General features: G+C 75.5%; 21 protein-coding genes and 5 tRNA genes. 12 read left to right on the forward strand and 14 right to left on the reverse strand.

All coding sequences use genetic code 11. The features are described 5' to 3' along the window. Positions 1-70 precede the first annotated feature (70 nt). The gene (locus GA0070606_RS33680; RefSeq protein ID WP_281190608.1) at positions 71-193 is read left to right on the forward strand and encodes a hypothetical protein; all 123 of its coding nucleotides are present in this window, start codon (positions 71-73) and stop codon (positions 191-193) included. A gap of 180 nt (positions 194-373) precedes the next feature. Here GA0070606_RS33680 and GA0070606_RS07590 read toward each other — a convergent pair. Beyond that, positions 374-448: transfer RNA gene (locus tag GA0070606_RS07590), tRNA-Val, on the reverse strand. Positions 449-497: 49 nt separating this feature from the next. Continuing rightward, positions 498-570: transfer RNA gene (locus GA0070606_RS07595), tRNA-Gly, on the reverse strand. Between the two features lie 176 nt (positions 571-746). On the opposite strand from GA0070606_RS07595, the gene GA0070606_RS07600 reads away from it, so the two are divergent. Then, positions 747-986, forward strand: a complete 240-nt coding sequence (locus GA0070606_RS07600; protein WP_091620076.1) for a DUF6458 family protein — start codon at positions 747-749, stop codon at positions 984-986. A gap of 102 nt (positions 987-1,088) precedes the next feature. On the opposite strand, the gene GA0070606_RS07605 is transcribed toward GA0070606_RS07600, so the two are convergent. The 3 genes from GA0070606_RS07605 to GA0070606_RS07615 form a co-directional block, all read right to left on the reverse strand. After that, positions 1,089-1,163 (reverse strand) — tRNA-Val (locus GA0070606_RS07605). 13 nt (positions 1,164-1,176) lie between these two features. Next, positions 1,177-1,247 (reverse strand) — tRNA-Cys (locus GA0070606_RS07610). Between the two features lie 34 nt (positions 1,248-1,281). After that, positions 1,282-1,354 (reverse strand) — tRNA-Gly (locus tag GA0070606_RS07615). Positions 1,355-1,648: 294 nt separating this feature from the next. On the opposite strand from GA0070606_RS07615, the gene GA0070606_RS07620 reads away from it, so the two are divergent. Then, positions 1,649-2,251 (forward strand): TetR/AcrR family transcriptional regulator, encoded by a 603-nt coding sequence (locus GA0070606_RS07620; RefSeq protein ID WP_091107428.1) that lies wholly within the window; start codon positions 1,649-1,651, stop codon positions 2,249-2,251. 242 nt (positions 2,252-2,493) lie between these two features. Beyond that, positions 2,494-3,069, forward strand: a complete 576-nt coding sequence (locus GA0070606_RS07625) for a TIGR03086 family metal-binding protein (RefSeq protein WP_091096293.1) — start codon at positions 2,494-2,496, stop codon at positions 3,067-3,069. Positions 3,070-3,080: 11 nt separating this feature from the next. Here GA0070606_RS07625 and GA0070606_RS07630 read toward each other — a convergent pair whose 3' ends face one another. Beyond that, a complete protein-coding gene (locus tag GA0070606_RS07630; protein WP_091096295.1) occupies positions 3,081-4,274 on the reverse strand; it encodes an alkane 1-monooxygenase in 1,194 nt (397 codons plus the stop codon). 222 nt (positions 4,275-4,496) lie between these two features. Here GA0070606_RS07630 and GA0070606_RS07635 point away from each other — a divergent pair, with 222 nt between their 5' ends. Continuing rightward, positions 4,497-7,424: a M36 family metallopeptidase gene (locus GA0070606_RS07635; protein ID WP_091096298.1), complete on the forward strand. Its 2,928-nt coding sequence runs from the start codon at positions 4,497-4,499 to the stop codon at positions 7,422-7,424. 80 nt (positions 7,425-7,504) lie between these two features. Here the strand turns inward: GA0070606_RS07635 and GA0070606_RS07640 are convergent, their stop codons facing one another. Next, positions 7,505-8,356, reverse strand: a complete 852-nt coding sequence (locus GA0070606_RS07640) for a hypothetical protein (protein ID WP_091096300.1) — start codon at positions 8,354-8,356, stop codon at positions 7,505-7,507. Positions 8,357-8,533: 177 nt separating this feature from the next. On the opposite strand from GA0070606_RS07640, the gene GA0070606_RS07645 reads away from it, so the two are divergent. Continuing rightward, positions 8,534-9,202 (forward strand): class I SAM-dependent methyltransferase, encoded by a 669-nt coding sequence (locus tag GA0070606_RS07645; RefSeq protein WP_091096302.1) that lies wholly within the window; start codon positions 8,534-8,536, stop codon positions 9,200-9,202. Positions 9,203-9,211: 9 nt separating this feature from the next. Continuing rightward, positions 9,212-10,375, forward strand: coding sequence for a cytochrome P450 (locus GA0070606_RS07650; protein WP_091096304.1), 1,164 nt, complete (start codon positions 9,212-9,214; stop codon positions 10,373-10,375). A 44-nt stretch (positions 10,376-10,419) separates the two neighbouring features. Here the strand turns inward: GA0070606_RS07650 and GA0070606_RS07655 are convergent, their stop codons facing one another. From GA0070606_RS07655 to GA0070606_RS07670, 4 genes are all read right to left on the reverse strand, one after another. Beyond that, the gene (locus tag GA0070606_RS07655) at positions 10,420-11,097 is read right to left on the reverse strand and encodes a response regulator (protein WP_091096306.1); all 678 of its coding nucleotides are present in this window, start codon (positions 11,095-11,097) and stop codon (positions 10,420-10,422) included. Further along, the gene (locus tag GA0070606_RS07660; RefSeq protein ID WP_245724603.1) at positions 11,087-12,745 is read right to left on the reverse strand and encodes a sensor histidine kinase; all 1,659 of its coding nucleotides are present in this window, start codon (positions 12,743-12,745) and stop codon (positions 11,087-11,089) included. Before GA0070606_RS07660 ends, GA0070606_RS07655 begins: the two co-directional genes overlap by 11 nt. 54 nt (positions 12,746-12,799) lie before the next feature. Beyond that, the gene (gene bioD, locus GA0070606_RS07665) at positions 12,800-13,504 is read right to left on the reverse strand and encodes a dethiobiotin synthase (protein WP_425413085.1); all 705 of its coding nucleotides are present in this window, start codon (positions 13,502-13,504) and stop codon (positions 12,800-12,802) included. A gap of 160 nt (positions 13,505-13,664) precedes the next feature. Next, positions 13,665-14,801 (reverse strand): 8-amino-7-oxononanoate synthase, encoded by a 1,137-nt coding sequence (locus tag GA0070606_RS07670; RefSeq protein ID WP_091107432.1) that lies wholly within the window; start codon positions 14,799-14,801, stop codon positions 13,665-13,667. A 155-nt stretch (positions 14,802-14,956) separates the two neighbouring features. Between GA0070606_RS07670 and bioB the strand changes: the two genes are divergently transcribed. From bioB to GA0070606_RS07685, 3 genes are read left to right on the forward strand one after another with little or no spacing between them, the layout of a single operon-like run. After that, the gene (gene bioB / locus GA0070606_RS07675; RefSeq protein WP_091096310.1) at positions 14,957-15,952 is read left to right on the forward strand and encodes a biotin synthase BioB; all 996 of its coding nucleotides are present in this window, start codon (positions 14,957-14,959) and stop codon (positions 15,950-15,952) included. Positions 15,953-15,960: 8 nt separating this feature from the next. Continuing rightward, complete coding sequence (gene bsaP, locus GA0070606_RS07680; RefSeq protein ID WP_245724604.1) at positions 15,961-16,182, forward strand: biotin synthase auxiliary protein BsaP; 222 nt, start codon at positions 15,961-15,963, stop codon at positions 16,180-16,182. A 5-nt stretch (positions 16,183-16,187) separates the two neighbouring features. After that, positions 16,188-16,694 carry a GNAT family N-acetyltransferase gene (locus GA0070606_RS07685; RefSeq protein ID WP_091096315.1) on the forward strand — a complete coding sequence of 169 codons (507 nt, stop codon included), beginning with the start codon at positions 16,188-16,190 and terminating at the stop codon, positions 16,692-16,694. Positions 16,695-16,822: 128 nt separating this feature from the next. Here the strand turns inward: GA0070606_RS07685 and GA0070606_RS07690 are convergent, their stop codons facing one another. Together GA0070606_RS07690 and GA0070606_RS07695 are read right to left on the reverse strand one after the other, a co-directional pair. Further along, entirely contained in the window at positions 16,823-17,611 is a 789-nt protein-coding gene (locus GA0070606_RS07690) for an SDR family NAD(P)-dependent oxidoreductase (protein WP_091096317.1), read from the reverse strand. Between the two features lie 224 nt (positions 17,612-17,835). Beyond that, positions 17,836-19,275 carry an MFS transporter gene (locus tag GA0070606_RS07695; protein ID WP_091096319.1) on the reverse strand — a complete coding sequence of 480 codons (1,440 nt, stop codon included), beginning with the start codon at positions 19,273-19,275 and terminating at the stop codon, positions 17,836-17,838. A gap of 194 nt (positions 19,276-19,469) precedes the next feature. Here GA0070606_RS07695 and GA0070606_RS07700 point away from each other — a divergent pair, with 194 nt between their 5' ends. Next, complete coding sequence (locus tag GA0070606_RS07700; RefSeq protein ID WP_091096321.1) at positions 19,470-20,096, forward strand: TetR/AcrR family transcriptional regulator; 627 nt, start codon at positions 19,470-19,472, stop codon at positions 20,094-20,096. A 15-nt stretch (positions 20,097-20,111) separates the two neighbouring features. Here GA0070606_RS07700 and GA0070606_RS07705 read toward each other — a convergent pair whose 3' ends face one another. Then, on the reverse strand, positions 20,112-20,627 hold the full coding sequence (locus GA0070606_RS07705; RefSeq protein WP_245724605.1) for a DUF488 domain-containing protein: 516 nt from the start codon (positions 20,625-20,627) through the stop codon (positions 20,112-20,114). 399 nt (positions 20,628-21,026) lie between these two features. Between GA0070606_RS07705 and GA0070606_RS07710 the strand changes: the two genes are divergently transcribed. After that, positions 21,027-21,683 carry an endonuclease domain-containing protein gene (locus GA0070606_RS07710; RefSeq protein ID WP_342672164.1) on the forward strand — a complete coding sequence of 219 codons (657 nt, stop codon included), beginning with the start codon at positions 21,027-21,029 and terminating at the stop codon, positions 21,681-21,683. Positions 21,684-21,696 lie beyond the last annotated feature (13 nt).

Genomic DNA, 21,696 nt, shown 5'->3' on the forward strand with positions numbered 1-21,696 from the left:
TCATCGCGCCGGCCGGCCGCGAATCCGACGTGGACGCCACGATCGCCTGGACGGTCGGCTCCCGCTACTCGTGGCCGCTGCGCTGGGGGGCACCACGTTCGCCGCCGACGTGCGGGAGGCCTACGACCACGCCGATGCCGATGGGCTGACACGCATGGTCCTCGCCGAGGTCCTCGGTCTCGAGGGCTACTGATTCTCACGGTGGCGGGGTCGGTGCGGCAGTCGCGAGCTGACAGGCCCCGGCACCGTCCCGAGAGTGTCCGGCTCGCGGTGGCTGAGAGTCCGGGGCCGGGCGGGCGGCGCGGTGTTCAGCGGGAGGTGGTCGAGTCGTAGGCCGACCGCGCGGCGTCGACGTCGACGGGGGTGCGAATGCTGGTGGGCGATACTGGGTTTGAACCAGTGACCTCTTCCGTGTCAAGGAAGCGCGCTCCCACTGCGCCAATCGCCCGGGGTGACCGCCAGGTCCGGCGGGCCGGACCGCGAACAGGCGGATCGCGAGCGGACGACGGGATTCGAACCCGCGACCCTCACCTTGGCAAGGTGATGCGCTACCAGCTGCGCTACGTCCGCGTGCCGCCGGCGTTCGTCGGCGACGGGGGAAACTCTACCCGACGGCAAGATCGCCCGGCACTCGACCCCGCCGGTGCCGACGGGTCGCCTCCCACGCCGGGATGATTGCGCTGGTCAGCCACGGGGTACTGATGACCCTCGACAGCACACCACATCCCCTGACCAAGGAGGCTGTCGTGGGTATCGGCACCAGCATCTTCCTGATCGCGCTCGGCGCGATCCTCACCTTCGCGCTCGACGCGAGCCTCGGCGGCATCAACCTCGACGTCGTCGGCTGGATCCTGATGGCGGCCGGTGTGCTCGGCCTCATCATGACCACCCTCATCTGGGGCCGCCGGCGCCAGGTGGTCAGCACGACCGAGCCGGTGGAGTACCGGCGGGTCGAGGAGCGCCGGGACGTCGCCCCGCCGCTCTGACCCGTGGATCAGCCCGGGGCGGCGGAGGCGGCGAGGAAGCCCCTCGAAGGGACTCTGGGAAACGGCGAAGGCCCGTCACCTGATGGTGACGGGCCTTCCTGCTGGTGGGCGATACTGGGTTTGAACCAGTGACCTCTTCCGTGTCAAGGAAGCGCGCTCCCACTGCGCCAATCGCCCTCGTCTGTTACCGAGGTGGGGACGGGATTTGAACCCGCGTACACGGCTTTGCAGGCCGTTGCCTCGCCTCTCGGCCACCCCACCGAGGTTGCCCCCGTCATGCGTGGCGGCATCTCCGAGCGGACGACGGGATTCGAACCCGCGACCCTCACCTTGGCAAGGTGATGCGCTACCAGCTGCGCTACGTCCGCGTGTCTCCGGCGTTAACCGGTGACGGGTGAGAACTTTAGCCGAGCCGGCGAGCGGTTGCCAAATCGGGGTGATGCTCGGCGCGTCCGGAAGTGTCGGGCCGTCCCACGGCTGAGCTTCCTAGGAGACTGGGTTGAGCGAATGCGCCCTTTCGCGCGCCGAGGGCCTGGCGAGGACCGCGCACCGCAGGATCGCCCCGAAATTGGTCGAAACTGTCCGGATTCCGACTCCAGGGAGGGTGGCCGGGCCGTGATCGGTGACTGCCTGTGTTCAAGCTGATGGGCTACGGTAACGGCGTGACGAGACGTGCGGCCGAGATCCGCCTGGATGCCCTGCTGCGCACCGCCTGCGACGTGATCGTGGAACGCGGCCTGGCCAACACGCGCACGGCCGACGTGGCGCAGGCGGCCGGGGTGAGCCAGGCGCTGGTCTTCTACCACTTCGCCACGAAGGACCGGCTGCTCGCGCAGGCGTTCGCGTACGCGGTCGAGCAGGACCTGGCCCGGCTGGACGCGGTGATGCGGTCCAGCGCCCCGCCCCTGACCAAGCTGCGCCGGATCGTCAAGCTCTACACCCCGGCCGGCAGGGCCACGTCCTGGGCGATGTGGATCGACGGCTGGGCGGAGTCGCTGCGCACCCCGGAGCTGGAGAAGGTCTCCCGCCGGCTCGACCTGCGCTGGCGGGAGGATCTGGCGACGGTGATCTCGCAGGGGGTCCGCGACGGCACCTTCGAGTGCGCCGACCCGGCCGGCGCCGCGTGGCGGATCAGCGCCGTGATGGACGGCCTGGCCGTGCAGCTCGCGGTGCACGACCGGGTGATCTCCCGCCGCCAGTTCGCCGAGTGGGTCCGCCTGGTCACCGCCCGCGAGCTGGGGCTGGACCCGGACCAGCTCGACTGATCCGGGCCGCCGCGAGGGGCCGCCGCGACGGCCCGGCGACAGCCCGGCTCCGGCCGCCGGAACGGCGTGAGCCCGGCCGGCGGAACAGGCGTGAGCCCGGCCGGCAGAACAGGCGTGAGCCCGGCCGGCAGAACAGGCGTGAGCCCGGCCGGCAGAACGGGCGTGAGCCCGGCCGGCGGATCGGCTCGGCGCGGACCGGCAAAACGGCTCCGCGAGGGATGCCAGCCGGAACAATCGTCGGCATGGACCCGCTGGAGACGTACCGCCGCAGCCTGGCCGAGTTCACCGAGCGGGTGGAGCTGATCGGCCCCGGGCAGTGGTCGGACCCGACCCCCTGCCCCGACTGGGACGTCCGGACGCTGGTCAACCACGTCGTCGGCGAGGACCGCTGGAGCGTGCCGCTGCTCGCCGGCCGGACGATCGAGGAGGTCGGCGACCGCTACGAGGGCGACCTGCTCGGCCCGGACCCGGTCGCCGCGGCCCGGGAGGCGGCGGCGCAGACGGAGCTGGCCTTCACCCACCCCGGGGCGCTGGACCGCACCGTCGCGCTCTCCGCCGGCGAGACCCCGGCCGACGAGTACCTGCGCCAGCTCACCGCGGAGCACCTGATCCACGGATGGGACCTGGCCGTGGCGATCGGCGCGGACCCCCGGCTGGACGCGGACGCGGTCGCCGAGTGCGCCCGCTGGTTCGGCGGGCGCGTCGGCGACTACCGCCGGGACGGGCTGGTCCGGCCGGAGGTCGACCTGCCGGCGGAGGCCGACCGGCAGGACCGGCTCGTGGCCGCCTTCGGCCGCGACCCCGACTGGGCGCCCTGACCGGAGCACCGTCAGCCGGCGTACGGCTCGGAGGCGGTCGCGGACGGACGGGGCCGGCGCTCCCGCAGCCGGCGCAGGGCCGGCGGGTGGACGTTGGCGCGGGTGAGGTCGCCGCCGTAGTGGGCGAGCACCCGGTGGTCCATGATCCGGCGCCACACGGGCGGCACCAGCGCGGCGACCACCATCGTGGCGTAGCCGGCGGGCAACTGCGGGGAGGACTCGAAGCTGCGCAGCGTCTGGTAGCGGCGCAGCGGGTTCGCGTGGTGGTCGCTGTGCCGCTGGAGCTGGAAGAGGAAGACGTTGGTCACCGTGCGGTCGCTGTTCCAGCTGTGCCGGGGATCGACCTTCTCGTAGCGGCCGGCGGGGGTGCGTTGCCGGGCCAGCCCGTAGTGCTCCAGGTAGTTGACCACCTCGAGCAGGCTGAACCCGACCACCGCCTGGAGTGCCAGGAACGGCAGCACCCCCGGCCCGAAGGCCACGACCAGCGCGGTGTAGAGCACCAGGGTCATCGCGTACGCGTTCAGGATCTCGTTGCGCCAGGTCCACGGGCTGCGACCGCGGCGGCGGAACCGGCCCGCCTCCAGCCGCCACGCCGAGCGCAGGCTCCCGAGGACCGTACGCGGCCAGAACGCCCAGAAGCTCTCCCCCAGCCGCGAGCTGGCCGGGTCCTCCGGCGTGGCGACGCGGGTGTGGTGGCCCCGGTTGTGCTCGACGTGGAAGTGCCCGTACGCGGCCGGGGCGAGGGCCACCTTGGACAGCCAGCGCTCCAGCGTCTCGCGCTTGTGGCCGAGCTCGTGGGCGGTGTTGATGGCGATGCCGTCCACCACGCCGATCGTGGCGACCAGGCCGGCCGCGCCGACGACCGACAGGTCGCCCCGGGTCCAGACCGCGCAGCAGAGCACCAGCCCCGCGTACTGGGCCGGCAGGTAGAGGTAGGTGAGCCAGCGGTAGTAGCCGTCGGCCGCCAGCCGGGGCACCGCCTCGTCGGGCGGGTTGCGCCGGTCGTCGCCGACGAGCAGGTCGACCACGGGGATCAGCACGAAGACGACGGCGGGGGTGAGCCACCAGGCCCATCCGCCGCCGGTGGCCCGCCAGACCGCCCAGGCGAGGAAGGGCAGCGCCGGGACGAGCAGCGCCAGCGGCCAGAGCGGCTTCCGGGCGTCCCGCCACGCGGACGCGCCGGTCGACGCGGCGTCGACGGCCATGGCCGACCTCCGATCTGCGGCGATCCACCCCGACTGTGGCATCCGCGACCACGATTTACAAGGGTCGACTCCTTGTAAACCCGCCTCGACGCCGGGTTCGCCTTGAGTAGGCGCGACCCTTGTTCCGGTCGATCCGGGCTGATATCTACAGATGCGCATGCGTCACCACACGCTGCGCGGGCCGGCGGAGGACCGGCCACCCCGCTCCCACGAGGAGGTCCCGTGGCACAACCGGAGTGGACACCCTGGATGAGCCGGCGCCGACGCCGGCTCGTCCCCGTTCTGGCGGCGACCGCGGTGGCGGCCGCGCTGCTCCCCGCCGGCCCCACCGCCGCCACCCCCGCCGGCGGGGCTGCCGCCGAGCGGCGCTCCGGCCCGTTCGCCGAGGGCCACCAGCACGCCGACGTCGACAACCGCCCCGGCGCCGCCGCCCCCGACGCGCGGCAGCGGGGCCTGGCCCGCAGGGCCGACCCGGACGCCCGCTGGAACCGGCTCGGCACCCCGCACGCGCTCGGGCCCGGCCGCACCCCGCTCGCCACCGGCCTCCCCGCCGACCCGGAGGCGGCCGCCCGCGCGTACCTGACCGGCAACCGGGACCTCTTCGGCTTGGACGCCGCCGCGGTCGAGGCGATGGACCGCCTGCTGGTCCGCCCGGTCGGCGACGGCGCGGTGGTCACCCTCCGGCAGCGCTTCGGCGCCCTGCCCGCCGGGCACGACGGGCTGGTCACCGTCGCGGTCGCCGCCGGCTCGGTCCTGGCGGTGAGCTCCTCGCTCTCCCGGGACACCACCGCGCCGTCACCCGCCACCCTCACCGACGAGCAGGCGTACGCCGCGGCGCTCGCCGACGCCGGCCTCGCCGCGGACGCCGTCCGCGACCACAGCGTGCGGGCCGTCGCCGTGCCCACCCCGCTCGACGGCCCCCGGGCCGCGTACGAGGTGACCCTGATCGGCGCCGACGCCGACGAGCCGGCCGCCTTCACCACCTACGTCGACGGCGTCACCGGGCGGGTGCTGGTCCGCGAGGACCTGGTCGACTTCGACTCCGACAACCCGAGCTGGGCGGTCTTCCCGGCCACCCCGCCGCGCGACCTCGGCCCCGGGCAGGATCCCCGGGTGCGCTGGTGCGGCGACCCGGCGCCGGACTGCTGGGCGGCGTTCCGCGACCCGGCCACCGGCCAGCCGTGGGACGTCGACGCGGCCACCGGCACGCCGACCGGCACCGCGCGCGGCAACTCCGCCAACACCGTGCGGTCCTGGGGCGCCGGCACGCCGGCCGTCCCGGCCACGCCCAGCCCGGAGCGCCGCTACGAGTACCCGTTCACCGACCAGTGGCACCAGGCCCGCTGCAACCCCGAGGTGTTCACCTCGGCGCAGCGCAACGACGGCGACGCCGCGATCGGCAACCTCTTCGCCATGCACAACCGGATGCACGACTGGGCCTGGCACCTCGGCTTCACCGAGGCGACCTGGAACCTCCAGGCGGTCAACCTGACCCCCGACGGCCGGGGCGGCGACGCCGAGCAGGGCCGCGCGCAGCAGGGCGCGCTGACCGGCAACCGGAACAACGCCAACCAGGGCACGCCGCGCGACGGGCTGCCGCCGACCACCAACATGTACCTGTGGCAGCCGCAGGCCGGCGGGCCGTACCCGCCCTGCGTCGATGGCGACTACGACATGACGGTGATCGGGCACGAGTACACCCACGCCATCACCAACCGCATGATCGCCGGCCCGGACAGCGGCATCGGCGGGCACCAGGGCGGCTCGATGGGCGAGTCGTGGAGCGACCTGCTCGCCGCCGAGTACCTGTTCCAGCACGGGCTGCGCGCCCCCGGCGAGACGCCCTACGTGACCGGCGGCTACGTCACCGGAAACCTGGTCAGCGGCATCCGCAACCACGACTTCAGCCGCAGCCCGCTGAACTACTCCGACGTCGGCTACCACAGCAGCGGCCCGGCGGTGCACGCCGACGGCGAGATCTGGAGCGCGACCAACTTCCGGGTCCGGGCAGCCCTGATGAAGCGCTACGGCGTCGGCACCCCGCAGCGGCAGCTCGACTGCGCGCGCGGCGCGGTGGCCGTGGACCAGTGCCCGGGCAACCGGCGCTGGTCGCAACTGGTGTTCGACTCGTTCCTGCTCCAGGCGGCCAGCCAGGTCAGCATGCTCGACATGCGGGACAACATGCTCACCGCCGACCTGCTCCGCTTCGGCGGCGCCAACCAGGACCTGATCTGGGCCGAGTTCGCCCGATCCGGGATGGGCCGGGACGCCGCCACCAACGGCGCCTCCGACACCGACCCGACCCCGAGCTTCGCCGCTCCGGGCGCCGACAACGCCGTGCTCACCCTGCGCCCGAAGGGCGACAGCGCCGACGCGCCGATCCGGGTGTACGTCGGGGCGTACGAGGCACGGGCGGTACCGGTGGCCGACACCGACCCGGCGACGGCGCTGCCGGACACCGTCGAGCTGGTGCCCGGCACCTACCAGTTGCTCGCCGTCGCGCCCGGCTTCGGCCACCAGCGGCTCACCGTGGTCGCCACCGCCGGCCGGGAGGGGTACGTCGACCTGCGGATGAGCCGCAACCTGACGTCGACCGTGTCGGGCGCTACGGTCAGCGGCGACGGGGTCAACCTGGACCGGATCGCCGACGACACCGAGGCGACCAACTGGGCCTCCCTCGACGGCGTGGCCGGCCGGCAGGTCACGGTGGCGCTGCCCGGGGACGCCCCGCACGTCGTCAAGCGGGTGAACGTCAGCGCGATGCTGCGCCCGACGATCCCCGGCGACGCCGACCCGGGCAGCCAGAACTCGCTCAGCGCGCTGCGCTCGTTCGCGGTCTCCGCCTGCAACGCGAAGACCACCGACTGCGCCGACCCGGCGAACTGGCGGCGGATCCACACCAGCGCGCCCGACGCGTTCCCGGGCGGGGCCTACCGGGCGTACGTGCGGGACATCAGCCTGCGCTCGTTCCCGGTGCCGACCACCCTCGCCACGCACCTGCGGCTGGAGGTGCTGGCCAGCCAGTGCACGGGCGGGCCGGACTACGCCGGCGAGCAGGACGACGACCCGGCGACCACCACCGACTGCGCGACCGCGAGCCCGGCGCGTACCCAGGTGCGGATCGCCGAGTTCCAGGCGTTCTCGAAGTGACCGCCCCGTCGGGGCCGGTCGGCGTGCCGGCCGGCCCCGGCGGGCCGGTGCGGCAGCCGCGGTGACAGGCCGGTGCACGATCAGCGGCCGGCCGGCCGCCACCGTCGGGCCACGGCGGGCCGCTCCCACCGCCGGGCCGGCCCGACGTCGTCGACCGGGCCGTCGTCGCCGTCCGGGCCGGTCGCCCTGGTCAGCTGACGCAGCCGCAGCAGCAGGCCGGCCCCGAGCGAGAGCAGCAGCCCGCCGAGCAGGAACGCGGCCTGCACCACCCCGAACCCGCCGGAACGGGCGACCGGCCGTCCCGCCCCGGCCGCCGAAGGCGCCGCGTCGGTGGCCGGCTCGTCGGCGGCGGGCGGCCCGGCGGGCTCCGTCGCCGGTTCGCCCGGTTCGCTCGGGGCGGGATCCGGCTCCGGAGTGGGGGTCGGGTCGCCGGCCGGACCGACCACCGACCGGGTGGCCGTCTGCCGGGACAGCAGCCGCAGGTTCCGGTCGTACGCCTCGGCCTCGAGGGTGATCCGCCCCCGGGTGATCTCCTCGGCGAAGGCCAGCCGGTAGCGGGCGGTGACCGTGCGGCCGGGGCAGAGCGTGCCCGGGTCGAGCCGCCGGTCGGTCAGCCGGGCCACGTCCCCGTCGGTGCGGATCTCCAGCGGGAACGAGCCGGTCTCCTCGATCCGGTCCATCCGCACCTGGTCGAGGCGGATCCCCCGCACCCGCAGCACCATCGACCAGCGGACCTTCACGCAGCCGCCGGCGTCGCGGGAGACCACTGCCGAGACGGTCGTCACCCGGCCGCCGCCGGTGAACTCGTCCGGCAGGCCGCTCAGCTCTGTACTGAAGGCCGCCGACGCGGGCGGGGGCGCGGCGAGGGTCGCCCCGGTCAGGCAGGCCGCCACCGCCCCGGTCCGCAGCGCGTACCGCCACACCGTCGCCACCGTCGCCTCCCGTCGTCTCCCCCCTGCCCCGCAACGCTGCCAGCCCCGCCGGCCGGCCGGTAGACGGGCGTGTTCGCACCGGTCGCCAAGCGCGGGGGCGGCTTTCACCGTCCGTGGTGAACCGGTCACCGCCGCCCCGCGACACGCCGGCGCCGGTCGGCGGGGACAATCGGTGGCGTGTCCGACCTCTCCACCGCGTTCGTCCGGCTGCACGCCCGCCTCGCCCCGGTCGCCTTCGTCCCCGAGGTGCGGCTGCACCAGGCGGACGACGCCATCGGGCTGTGGGAGCTGACCGAGGGCGAGTTCCGCAGCGCGCAGCCGCCGCCGTTCTGGGCCTTCGCCTGGGCGGGCGGGCAGGCGCTGGCCCGGTACGTCACCGACCGCCCCGAGCTGGTCGCCGGCCGCCGGGTGCTCGACCTCGCCGCCGGCTCGGGCCTGGTCGGCATCGCGGCCGCGCGGGCCGGCGCCGCGAACGTCCGCGCCGTGGAGATCGACGAGCTGGCCGTCGCGGCCGTGGCGGTCAACGCCGAGGCCAACGGGGTACGCGTCGACGCCGAACTCGGGGACATCCTCGACGGCGACGCCGGCGGGGCCGAGGTGGTCTTCGCCGGGGACGTCTTCTACAGCCAGGCGATGACCAACCGGGTGCTGCGCTTCCTGCTGCGGGCCGCCCGCGCCGGGGCCCAGGTGCTGGTCGGCGACCCCGGTCGGGCGTTCCTGCCCCGGGACCGCTTCGACGAGCTGGCCGCCTACGACGTGCCGGTGCCCGAGACGCTGGAGAGCGTACGGGTGAAGCGCACCACGGTGTGGCAGTTGCGGGCCGGGCTGCCGGGGGCCGCCCGCTAGCGTGTCGGCGTGCTGTTCCGGAGCTGGGCGCAGACCGCCGACGCGCACTGGCCGGACGTGGCCCGGGTGCCCGACCACGTGGGCGTCGAGCATCTGGTGGTGACCCGGCACGCGCTGGTCCGCCAGGTGCTGACCGACCCGGTGACCTATCGGCCGGACAACGCGCTCGACGCGGTGACCCCGGTCCCGGTGGCCGCGCTGCGGGTGCTGGCCGGGCACCGGTTCCGGCTGCCGCCCACCCTGGCGAACAACGGCGGCGACAGCCACCCGCAGATCCGGGCGGTCGTCGCCGACGCCCTGCACCCCACCCGGGTCGCCGCGCAGCGGCCCTGGCTGACGGCGCTGGTCCGGGAACGCCTCGCCGCCGTCGGCGCCGCCCTGGACGCGGGCGCGCCGGTCGACCTCCACGCCGAGCTGGCCGCCGACCTGCCGCTGCTGGTGCTGGCCCGGCTGGTCGAGCTGCCCGACGCCCCGGTGGGCGCGGTGAAGGAGTTCGCCCGCGCGGCGCTGGAGCTGTTCTGGGCGCCGCTGGACGCCGACCGGCAGGCGGTGCTGGCGGCCGAGGTGGGCCGGTTCCACCGGGTGCTGCGGGAGTTCGCGGCGACCGGGGGCGGGCTGGCGGGGTCGCTGCGGGCCGCCGGGCACCCGCCCGACGTGGTGGTCGGAGCGCTGTTCTTCCTGCTGGTCGCCGGCCAGGAGACCACCTCGCAGTTCCTCACGCTCCTGCTGCACCGGCTGGCCGGGGAGCCCGCGGTACGCGCCGGGCTGCGGGCCGGCACCGTCGCGGCCGCCGACGTGGTCGAGGAGGGGCTGCGGCTGGAGCCGCCGATCGTCACCTGGCGGCGGGTGGCCACCGTGGACACCACGCTGGGCGGCACAGCCGTGCCGGCGGGGAGCAGCATCGTGCTGTGGCTGGCCCGCGCCGGCCGCGACCCCGCCGCCGTGGCCGCGCCCGACGAGTTCCGGCCCGGCCAGCGCGGTTCCCGCCGGCACCTGGCCTTCGGGGCGGGCGCCCACCGCTGCGTCGGCGACCAGCTCGCCCGCATGGAGGCGGCGGTGGTCGTCGGCGAGACCGCGCCGCTGCTGGACGAGGTCACCGTGGTGCGGGCGCCGTGGTGCCCGGACAACCTCACCTTCCGGATGCCCGACGCCTTCGTCGTGCGCCGCGGCTGAACCGACCGCTGCGACCGGGACCCCCGCACCGAAGCGCGGGCGGCTCAGCCGGTGGGCTCGACCAGCCCCGCCTCGTACGCGAGGATCGCCGCCTGCACCCGGTTGCGCACCTCCAGCCGGGTGAAGACGCTGGTCAGGTAGCTCTTCACGGTGCCCTCGACCAGGTGCAGCCGCCGGGCGATCTCGGCGTTGGACAGCCCGGCCCCGACCAGCGCGAGCACCTCCCGCTCCCGCTCGGTCAGCCCGGCGAGCCGGTCCCGGGCCACCGGCCGGCGGGCCACCCGGTCCCCGCCCAGCTCGATCACCCGGCGGGCCACCCTCGGCGACAGGTAGGCGCCGCCGTCGGCGACGGCGTGCACCCCGGCGATCAGCTCGCGCGGGTCGCCGGCCTTGAGCAGGAAGCCGCTGGCGCCGTGGCCGAGGGCCCGGGCGACGTGGTCGTCCTCGCCGAAGGTGGTCAGCATGACCGTCGCCGTCTCCGGCACGAGGCGGCGGATCTCGGCGGCCGCGCTGAGCCCGTCCAGCCTCGGCATCCGGATGTCCAGCAGCGCCACCCGGGGACGGTGCGCCCGGACGAGGTCCACGGCGGCCCGACCGTCGGCGGCCTCCCCGACCACCTCGATCCCCGGGTCGGTGGCCAGGATGGCCCGGACACCGGCCCGGATCATCGCCTCGTCGTCGGCGAGGACGACCCGCACCGGGTTCCCCGTGTCAGCGTTCATCCGTTATCCGCTCCTTGCTGACCAGCCGGCCGTCGGCGAAGCAGAGTCGCCAGGTCGGCTCGGCCAGGGGGAAGTTACCGTCGGTGTAGTGCTCGCAGCCGGGCCGCACCACCGCGTCCGGCGGGTCGAGCTGCCGCCGGGGCAGCCCGGCCAGCGCGGCGCGCTCCGCGCCGAGGGGCATCCGCGCGAAGGTCTCGGCGTCCAGCACCGTCCCGGCGGTCACCACCGGGTAGTAGACCAGCGACAGAACCAGTGCGAGACCCGCCGGGGCGCCGAGCGCCGTCAGCAGGCTGCGCCGGACCCGGCGGCGGGCGTCGCGCAGCCGCCGCTCGGCCTCGCCGGGCCGCTCCCCCGCCGGGTCGTCGACCGCCGGGTCGGCATGCCAGGAGAGGTCCCCGGAGAAAACGGCGACGGACGCGGCGGCAAGGTCGCCGGTGGGGAAATCGGCGGCGGCAAGGTCGCCGGTGGGGAAATCGGCGGCGGCAAGGTCGGCGGCAGGGTGGTCGCCCACCGGCAGCCGAGCGCGGACGGTGAAGCCGCCACCCTCGGAACCGGCCGTCAGGGCCCCGCCGGCCAGGCGGACCCGCTCGGCGAGAGCGAGCAGCCCGGAGCCCGTGGACGGCGGGCCGGGCAGCGGCCCGGCCGGCGGCGGCGCGTTGACGACGGACACCCCGAGCCGGTCGCCGTCCCTGGTCAGCGCGACGGTGACGGCCGCGCCGGGGGCGTACCGGGCGGCGTTGGTGAGCGCCTCACGCACCACTCGGTGGACGGTGTGCGCGGTGGCCGCCGGCAGGTCCGGCAGCCCGTCCGGCGGGTCGACGTCGACCGCCATGCCGGCCTCGCGGGCCCGGTCGACCAGGTCGGCGACGGTCTCGTCCGCCGGACGGACGGTGGCCGCCCCGCCCTCCTCGCGCAGCACCCCGATGATGCCGTGCAGGCGTTCGGTGGCGGCCGCGACGCTGGCCCGCAACTCGCCGGCGGCGGTCCGGTGCGCGGGGGCGAGGTCGTCGGCGACCTCCAGGGCCGCCGCGCGCAGGGCGATCAGGCTCAGGTCGTGGCCGAGCGAGTCGTGCATCTCCTGGGCTATGCGGGCCCGCTCCCGCAGCCGGATCCGCTCGGCGGCACCCCGCTGCTCGCGGTGCCGCGCCTCGGCGTGCCGCCGGCCCGCATCGGCCAGGGCGGCCTGCTGGCGCCGGTGCCGGCCGACCAGCCACGGGAACACCCCGGCGAAGAGCAGCACCGAGGCCAGGAGGTACCAGGTGGCCGCGCCGGTGCCGAGCAGCCCCAGGTTGAGCACGGTGCCGCCGGCCGCCAGCGCGGCGAACGTGAGGGCGGCCGGCACGGCGGTGGCGCTGCGGCGACCGGTCAGGTAGCTGAACACCGGGATCGCGAAGAGGAAGTTGCCGTCCAGCAGCGACCCGAACACCGCCACGACGAGGGCGGCCACCGGCCAGCGCCGGCTCAGCGCGACCGCCGCGGCGAGCAACAGCAGCGCGCCCGCCGTCAGGGCGACGGTCCGCCCGGAGTGCGGCGGGGTGGCGCCCGCGTACCCGATCGGGGCGCCGGTCACCAGCCACAGCAGCACGTCACCGGAACGCCGCCGGACCTCCGCCCGGGACCACCACCCACCGCCCCGCTCGCTCTCCACGGCGGCCAGGCTACCCAGGCCCGACGCGGGCGGGCACCGACGAAAGTCAGGTGCTCAGCTGATCTCCTCGGCCCAGGCGCGCCAGTCGTCGAGCACCCCGTGGAGCGCCGGGGTGAGCCACCCGGGCGCGGAACGCCGGAACACCCCCGGATCCATCGACCCGGCGCCCGCCGGCAGCGCACCCAGCAGGTTCGGCACCAGCTCGGTGAGGTTGGCCCAGTGCACCAGCTCCGGCTCGGCCGGCCAGGCGCCGATCACCACGCCGGCCGGCACCGCCCTGCGCTCCAGGGCCTCCAGGGTGAGCGCCGTGTGGTTGAGGGTGCCCAGCCCGGCCCGGGCCACCACCACGGCCGGGGAGCCCAGCGAGACCGCCAGGTCGGCCACCGTCCAGGGCTCCCCCGACGGGCGCAGCCCCATCGGCACGAGCAGCCCGCCGGCACCCTCCACCAGCACCAGGTCGTGCTTCTCCGCCTCCTCGCGGACCGCGTCGACGGCGGTGTGGAGCTCCAGCGGCTCCAGCTCGGCGACCCGGGCCGCGGCCAGCGGGGCGAGCGGGTCGGGGAAGCTGGCCAGGGTGCGGCCGGTCAGCGGGGCGGCCAGTCGGTTGACGGCGTCGACGTCGCCGGGCTCGCCGCTGGCCGTACCGGTCTGGCCGGGCTTGACCACCGCGACGCGCAGGCCCGCGGCCTGCGCGGCGGCCGCGATCGCCGCCGTCACCACGGTCTTGCCGACCTCGGTGTCGGTGCCGGTGACCAGCACCGGCCCCCGCCACGGCACCGTCACGGCCGCACCTCGCACCGGCACGGCCGCACCCCGGCCCGCCGCCGCGGGGCTCGCGGGGCCAACTCACTCCTCGCGCCCACGACACCAACCTCGGTCCGCGACCGCGGGGCTCGCGGGGCCAACTCACTCCTCGCGCTCACGGCGCACACTCCACGATGGTCTCCAGGGCCCGCTCGAAGTCCCGCCGGGGCACTCCCGCGCCGATCGTCAGCCGCAGCCGCGACCGGCTGTCGGGCGTGGACGGCGGGCGGAAGCAGCCGACGGCCACCCCCCGGTCGCGGCAGTCGGCCGCCCACGCCGTCGCCGCCTCCGGCCCGGGCGCGGTGACCGAGACGACCGCCCCGTCGGGCTCGGAGACGGTCAGGCCGGCGGCGGTCAGCCGGCGCACCGCGAGGGCGGCCCGCTCCGCCAACTCGGCGCGCAGGTCGTCACCGACGCGGGCCAGGCCGACGGCGGCGTGCACGCCGGCCGCGACGGCCGGGGGCAGCGCGGTGTCGAAGATGAACGTCCGCCCGGTCTCGATGACGTGCCGGACGAACTCCGCCGGACCGGCGACCACCCCGCCCGCACCGCCGAGGGCCTTGGACAGGGTGGCGGTGACCACCACGTCGGGCTGGCCGGCGAGACCGGCGGCGGCGACGCCCCCCGCGCCCGCCGGACCGGTCACGCCGAGGGCGTGCGCGTCGTCGACCAGCAGCAGCGCGCCGTGCTCGCGGGCGACGGCGTGCAGGCGGGCCAGCGGGGCGAGGTCGCCGTCGACGGAGAAGACCGACTCGGTGACGACCACCGCCGGCCGGCCGGGCGCGGCGGCGAGCGCGGCGGCCACCGCCGCCACGTCGGCGTGCGGGGTCACCACGGTCTGCGCCCCGGAGATCCGGCAGCCGTCGATCAGCGAGGCGTGGTTGTGGGCGTCGGAGACGAGCAGCGTACGCGGCTGCGCGAGCGCCCGGACGGCCGCGAGGTTGGCCAGGTAGCCGGAGGAGAAGACGAGTGCCCGGTCGGCGCCGAGCCAGTCGGCGAGGGCGTCCTCCAGCGCGTGGTGGGCGTCGGTGGAGCCGCGCACCAGCCGCGACCCGGTGGCCCCCAGCCCGTACGCCGACAGCGCCCGCGCCGCCGCGGCCGTGACCTCGGGGTGGGCGGCCAGGCCCAGGTAGTCGTTGCCGGCCAGGTCGACCACGGCGTCGCCGGCGGCCCGGGGCAGCAGCCGGCGGGTGAGTCCCGCCTTCGCGCGCAGCTCGGCGCGGCGGTCGAGCGCCGCCAGCCAGTCCGCCACCGTCACCCCCACGCTGCCCGCGCCGACCGTCGTCGACCGCTTCCGCCGGGCGAAATTACCACCCGCCCGTCCCGGGCCGGCGTGTCCACCCCGGCGTCGGGGGTCCGACACGCGGGGCGTTCTCCCCGCTCGGGCGGCCTTGTAGGGTACGAGCCATGCCAGAGATCCTCGACCAGGCCCGAACCCAGGTGCTGGAGAACGGCGTCGGTCTCGACGAGGCCGGTGTCCTCGCCGTGCTGAACCTGCCCGACGAGCACCTGCCCGCCGCCCTCCAGCTCGCCCACGAGGTGCGGATGCGGTGGTGCGGCCCCGAGGTGGAGGTCGAGGGGATCGTCTCGCTGAAGACCGGCGGCTGCCCCGAGGACTGCCACTTCTGCTCGCAGTCCGGCCTGTTCACCTCCCCCGTACGCTCGGTCTGGCTGGACATCCCCTCGCTGGTCGAGGCGGCGAAGCAGACCGCGGCGACCGGAGCCACGGAGTTCTGCATCGTGGCCGCCGTGCGCGGCCCCGACGCCCGGCTGATGAAGCAGATGCGTGAGGGTGTCGCCGCGATCAAGGCCGAGGTCGACATCCAGGTGGCCGCCTCCCTGGGCATGCTCAGCCAGGAGCAGGTCGACGAGCTGGTCGACATGGGCGTGCACCGCTACAACCACAACCTGGAGACCTGCCGCTCCTACTTCCCCAACGTGGTCACCACGCACTCGTGGGAGGAGCGCTGGGAGACCCTGCGGATGGTCCGCGAGTCGGGCATGGAGGTCTGCTGCGGCGGCATCCTCGGCCTCGGCGAGACCGTGGAGCAGCGGGCCGAGTTCGCCGCGCAGCTCGCCGAGCTGGACCCGCACGAGGTGCCGCTGAACTTCCTCAACCCCCGCCCCGGCACGCCGCTGGGCGACCGGCCGGTGGTGGAGGGCAAGGACGCGCTGCGCGCCATCGCCGCGTTCCGGCTGGCGATGCCGCGCACCATTCTGCGGTACGCGGGCGGCCGGGAGATCACCCTCGGCGACCTGGGCACCCGCGACGGCCTGCTCGGCGGCATCAACGCGGTCATCGTCGGCAACTACCTGACCACGCTGGGCCGGCCGGCCACGGCCGACCTGGAGTTGCTCGACGACCTGAAGATGCCGGTCAAGGCGCTCTCCGCGACGCTGTGACCACCCCGGTGACGACGAGTGACGCGGTGCCGGCGGCCGGCGGCGCGTCGGCCGCCTGGTGCGACCGCTGCGGCGAGGCCGCCGCGGCGGGCCCGCACGACGCGTGCGCGGCGGCCCGGGTGCTGGAGCCGCCGCGCTTCTGCGCGCACTGCCGCCGCCGGATGAAGGTGCAGGTGCTGCCGGTCGGCTGGGCGGCGGTCTGCGTCGAGCACGGCGAGATCCAGGGCTGAGGGCGATGCTGCGGGGCCGGGCGGTGACCCTGCGGCCGGCGACGGCCGGGGACGTGCCGGCGCTCGCCGCGATCCGGGCCACCCCGGAGGTCCGACGCTGGTGGCGCGGCGGCGACGACCTCGCCGCCGCCGTCCGGGCCGACCTCGCCGACGAGGCCCTGTCGGTGTACGCGATCGAGCACGACGGCCGGGTGGTCGGCGCGATCCAGTGGTACGCCGAGGACGACCCGGACTACCGGCACGCCAGCATGGACGTCTTCCTCGACCCGGCGGTACGCGGCGCGGGGCTGGGCGGGGACGCGATCCGCACCCTGGTCCGACACCTGATCGACGAGCACGGCCACCACCGGTTCACCATCGACCCGGCGGCGGCGAACACGGCTGCCGTCCGGGCGTACGCGAAGGTCGGCTTCCGTCCCGTCGGGGTGCTGCGCCGCTACGAGCGCGGCGAGGACGGGCGGTGGCACGACGGGCTGCTGATGGACCTGCTCGCCGACGAACTCGCCGACTGACCGTCCGGCGGCCGACGCCGCTCCCGGGCGACGGCGCACCGACCGGTTCCGCTGCCCCTGCGGCCGGATCGGCGTCGACCGGCCGGCGGGCCGGCGACCGGGATCGGCGCCCGCCGCCCTGTCCGCGCCTACAGCTGGCGCAGGGCGCCACCGTCGATGCTCCACTCGGCGCCGGTGACCTGGCCGGCGCGTGGGGACAGGAGATGCGCGATGACGCCGGCCACCTCCTCCGGGGTGCCGAGGCGGCCCGTGGGCAGGCGACGTTCGTTGCGGACGAAGTGCTCCACGGCCTCGTCGGCCGGCATGTCGAGGCGCCTGGCGAGCTGGTCGGCGAAGCCTCCGGGGGCGTCGAACAGGGCCGTCCGGGTGGGGCCCGGCGAGACGACGTTGGAGCGGATGCCGCTCGCCCCCAGGGAGGTGGCCAGGGACTTGGACACCGACAGCAGCGCCGCCTTGGCCGCGGCGTAGTCGGCGATCGAGGCGTCGGGCAGCCGCGCGGCCTCGCTGGCGACGTGGACGATGCTGCCGCCGTCGGGGTTCGCCGCCAACAGGGGCAGGGCGGCACGGGTGAGACGTACGGCGGCGTGCAGGTTGAGTTCGAAGGTGGCGTGCCACTGGGCGTCGTCGATGTCGGCGAAGCTGTCGCGGGAGACGAGGACGGCGGCGTTGTTGACCAGTCCGTCCAGCTTGCCGTGTCTGTCCAGCACATGGGCGACGGCCCGGGCGGCGGCCCCAGCGTCCGTGAGGTCGGCGCGGTGCAGGTCGACGCCCTCCGGAAGGGCGCGGGAGTCGGCCCTGCCGCGGGCGACGGCGACCACGCGGGCCCCTTCGTCCGCCAACAGGCGGGCGGTGGCCAGGCCGATGCCGCTGGTGGCGCCGGTGACGAGGACGACCTTGCCGGTGAGCCGCAGATCCATGTCTTTCCTTTCTGGTTGGGAGGGGGGACCCGACGGGCGAACGGCGGGGTCGGTCCGCCCATCGGGTGCCGGCGAGCCAGCCGACGGCGCCGGCGAGCCAGCCGACGGTGCCGGCGAGCCAGCCGACGGTGCCGGGGTGAGATTCAGGTCGGGTGGGGTTCCAGGTCGGGGTGTCGCACCGTCGACGTCAGGCGCCGCGTCGGTCGTGGCCGGCCGGGGGTGCGTCAGGCGCGCCTGACACGCAGGAAGACGGCGGCGATGAGGGCCCCGAGCCCCACCAGGGCGGTGTTGACGGCGATCGCGACGGTGACGCCGTCCAGGATCGCGGTGGCGGTGACGGCTCCCGCGGTGACCGCGGTGACGATCGCGGACATGATCGGCGTACCCATCGTGATGCCGACCTGCTGCGACATGGTGGCCAGCCCGGTGGCCAGGCCCTGCTCCCGGTCGGGCAGCCCGCTGGTGGCGGTGACCATGAACCCGACGATGACCAGCATGTTTCCGACGCCGCCGAGGAACGTGGCGGGCAGGAGCAGCGCCATCGAGGAGGCCGTGCCCGTGCCCAGGAAGATCAGCGCGGCGGTGAAGACGGCCTGGATCAGGCCGCCCGCGACCAGCGTGGTCAGGGTGGAGGTCCGGGCGATCAGCTTCGGGGCGAGGAGCCCGCCGACCACGGTGCCGAGCCCCAGGACGCCGAAGGAGATCCCGGCGACCAGGGCGGAGAAGCCGAGGGTCTTCTGCATGTACAGGGTGAGCAGGTAGACCAACGAGGTCTCCGTGACGAAGGCGAGCAGACCCAGCACGTTGCCCCAGGCCACGTTGCGGCGACGCAGCACCTTCAGCGGGACGAGCGGCTGGGCCACCTTCCGCTCGACGAGGTAGAAGACGACGAGCAGGAGGGTGCCGGCGACCAGCCCGACCAGTGCGTGGGGGTTGGTCCAGCCGTGCTCGCCGGCCTGGGTCAGACCGTAGACGAGTCCCAGCAGGCCGAGGGTCACGGAGAGTGCGCCGGGCAGGTCGAGCCTGGGACGGCCGGCCGGCCTCGACTCCTGGATGACCGAGGGAGCGACCAGCAGCACGGCGAGGGCGACGGGCACGTTGATGAAGAAGGCCCACCGCCAGGACAGCACGTCCGTCAGGACGCCCCCGAGGATGGCGCCGGTGGTGAACCCGGCGGACATCAACGCGCCGCTGAGGCCGAGGGCCTTCTGCCGCAGCGGCCCCTCGGGAAAGGAGGTGGTCAGCAGGGAGAGGCCGGCGGGGGTGGCGGCCGCGGTGGCCAGGCCCTGGAGGACGCGGGCGACGATCAGCACCTCGGGGCTGCTGGTGAGCCCGCCGACCAGGGAGGCCACCCCGAGCAGGCCGATGCTGCCGAGGAAGATCCGCTTACGGCCCACCAGGTCGCCGATGCGGCCGAAGAGGAGGGTGAACCCGGCCGCGCTCAGCGCGAACGAGGTGGCGATCCACTGGAGGTTGGAGAGGGAGAAGCCGAGCCCGTCGCCGATCGCCGGCAGCGCGACGTTGAGGATCGAGAAGTCGACGGCCAGCATGAACTGGGTGACCAGCAGGACGGCGAGCACCAGCCGGAGCCGGCCGGTCAGCCGGTACGGGGCGGGAGCGGCGAGGGGTGTGGTGCGCTGCGGCGCGACGCTGATTGCGGACATGACCTTCGTTTCTTTCGGTCCGCCGGGTCGGAACCGGCGGAGGAGGCGGCGCGGCCCGAGGACGATCGAACCACTAACGGGACCTCGGTACCGTTACGAGGCAGACCGTACCACCTTGCGAGGCCGTAACGGAACCACAATCCCGATAAGGTGTCCTGTGGCATCGTGAAGCGCCGCACGAAGGAGATCCGCTCATGGCTGACACCCCCGCCCCCGGCACCGTCCGGCCCGGTGGCCGCACCGCCCGCGTCCGCGAGACCGTCCTCCAGACGGCCGCCGACGTGCTGGCCGAGGCGGGCTTCGAGGCCCTGGACCTGGCCGAGGTGGCCCGCCGGGCCGGGGTCGGCCGGACGACGGTCTACCGCCGCTGGGGCACCCCCGGCACGCTCGCCGCCGACCTGCTCGACGACATGGCGGCCCAGTCCCTGCCCCGCACCGACACCGGCTCCGTCGAGGGTGACCTGCGCGCCAACGCGCGCCTGGTGGTCGAGACCCTCACCGACCCCCGGCAGGGGCGGCTGTTCAAGGCCCTGATCGCCGCCGCACTCTGCAACGGACAGGCCGCCGAGGCGCTCCACCGCTTCTACGCCACCCGCATCGAGGAGTGGGCCGGCTGCGTCACCGACGCCGTCCGCCGCGGCGAGTTGCCCGCCGGCACCGACGCCCGTCGCGTCATCGCCGCCGTCTCCGCCCCGCTCTACTACGCGCTGCTCAACACGGGCGCGCCCCTCACGGAGGCCGACGCCCACGACGCCGCCGACGCCGCCCTCGCCGCGGCGCGCGCCGGGGTCTGGGCGACCGCAGCCGATCAGCACCGGTAGGGGTGGGCGGAGTCCTCACCCGTCCCAGACGAGGTTCCCGTCGGCCACGCGGCGGGCGCCCTGCGCGGGGCGGTGCGGGGCGAGCCGGCCGTCGGGCATCAGGTGGCGCACCGGCACGTCGCGGCCCAGCACGGCGACGTCGGCGATGAGCCGCCGGTGGCAGCGCCACCAGACGCTCTCGCTGCACATCACCGCCGTGGTCCGGGCCGCCGCGTCGGCCAGCACCGCGTCCAGCGCCGCCCGGAAGTCGGCGGTACGGGTGTACGCCGCGTACGCCCGGAAGGCGGGGACGGTCCACCAGGTGTCCGGCTCGTCGACCCCGGCCGGGGTGTGCCGCCGGCCGCCGAGGCGCTGCTCCCAGCGGTAGTCCACGCCGGCCGCCGGCAGCCAGCGGGCCAGCTCCTCCCGGCGTACGTCGGGATTGGTCCGGCTGGCCGGAAACCGCCGCACGTCCACGACGAGCGCGACCCCGGCGGCGGTCAGCAGCTCCCCCAGCCTCGTCCGGTCCGCCGCCCCGTGTCCCACCGTCACCAGCTCCACGAGGAGGGAATGCCCCGAAACGCGGCCGGCTACCGCCCGGGATTCCCGCGCGGGGCGGCGGGCGGCGCGGCCGGCGGCGAGGCTGCGACGGGTGTACCCCGACCTCCCGGCCGACGAGGCCGACGCGCTCGACTGGCTGGCGTTCGAACAGGCCGGCGTCGTCACCACCGCCCAGGCGACCCGGTCGCTCACCGAGGGCGCCGTACGCGGACGGGTGCGCTCCGGGCGGTGGCGCTCGATCTGCCGGGGCGTCGTGCTGATGGGCAACGGCCGGCTGACCCGGGACCAACAGTTGTGGGTCGCCGTGCTCGCCGCGGGTCCCGGTGCCGTCCTGGCCGGCCCGACGGCTGCCGCCGAGGCGGGCGTACGGGGGGGCGCGAACCGCTGCACGTGCTCGTGCCGGCGCACCGGAGGGCGGGCCGTACGCTGCCGGGCCGGCTGCCGATCGACATGGCGGCGGTGGTCGTGCACCGCACGTCGGTGCTGCCGGCGGCGCATCTCCAGCTCGCCCGACCGCCGCGCACCACCACCGCCCGGGCGCTGGTGGACGCGGCCGGCTGGGCCCGCACCGTCGACCAGGCGCAGGCGACGCTGGCGGCCGGCTGCCAGCAGCGCCGGGTCGTGCCGACGGAGTTGACGGCGGTGCTGGACGCCCTGCCCCGGGCCCCTCGGCGGGCGCTGATCCGGCAGACCGTGGCCGACATCGCCGGTGGCGCGGAGGCGCTCTCGGAGATCGACTTCGTCAAGCTCTGCCGTCGCCACGGCCTGCCGGCGCCCCGCCTCCAGCAGCGGCGCGCCGACGCCTCGGGGCGGACGCGGTGGCTCGACGCGTACTGGCGGGAGTGGGGGTTACACGTCGAGATCGACGGGGCGCACCACATGGACGTCCGGCAGTGGGCGGCCGACATGCGACGCCAGAACGACGTCTGGACCGCCGGGGACCGCATCCTGCGCTTCCCGGCGTGGCTGGTCCGCGCCCGCCCCGAGGAGGTCGCCGCCTCCCTCCGCCGCGCCCTGACGGCGGCCGGCTGGCGCCCCGTGGGGTGAATCTTGGACAGTT

This window comes from Micromonospora citrea (assembly GCF_900090315.1).
GTDB lineage: Bacteria > Actinomycetota > Actinomycetes > Mycobacteriales > Micromonosporaceae > Micromonospora > Micromonospora citrea.

Coding starts and splice junctions, on each gene's coding strand:
- bioB (WP_091096310.1), top strand. CDS start 14,957: ATGCCAGAGATCCTCGACCAGGCCCGAACCCAGGTGCTGGAGAACGGC.
- GA0070606_RS07695 (WP_091096319.1), bottom strand. CDS start 19,275: ATGTCCGCAATCAGCGTCGCGCCGCAGCGCACCACACCCCTCGCCGCT.
- GA0070606_RS07700 (WP_091096321.1), top strand. CDS start 19,470: ATGGCTGACACCCCCGCCCCCGGCACCGTCCGGCCCGGTGGCCGCACC.
- GA0070606_RS07630 (WP_091096295.1), bottom strand. CDS start 4,274: ATGGCCGTCGACGCCGCGTCGACCGGCGCGTCCGCGTGGCGGGACGCC.
- GA0070606_RS07625 (WP_091096293.1), top strand. CDS start 2,494: ATGGACCCGCTGGAGACGTACCGCCGCAGCCTGGCCGAGTTCACCGAG.
- GA0070606_RS07655 (WP_091096306.1), bottom strand. CDS start 11,097: ATGAACGCTGACACGGGGAACCCGGTGCGGGTCGTCCTCGCCGACGAC.
- GA0070606_RS07690 (WP_091096317.1), bottom strand. CDS start 17,611: ATGGATCTGCGGCTCACCGGCAAGGTCGTCCTCGTCACCGGCGCCACC.
- GA0070606_RS07685 (WP_091096315.1), top strand. CDS start 16,188: ATGCTGCGGGGCCGGGCGGTGACCCTGCGGCCGGCGACGGCCGGGGAC.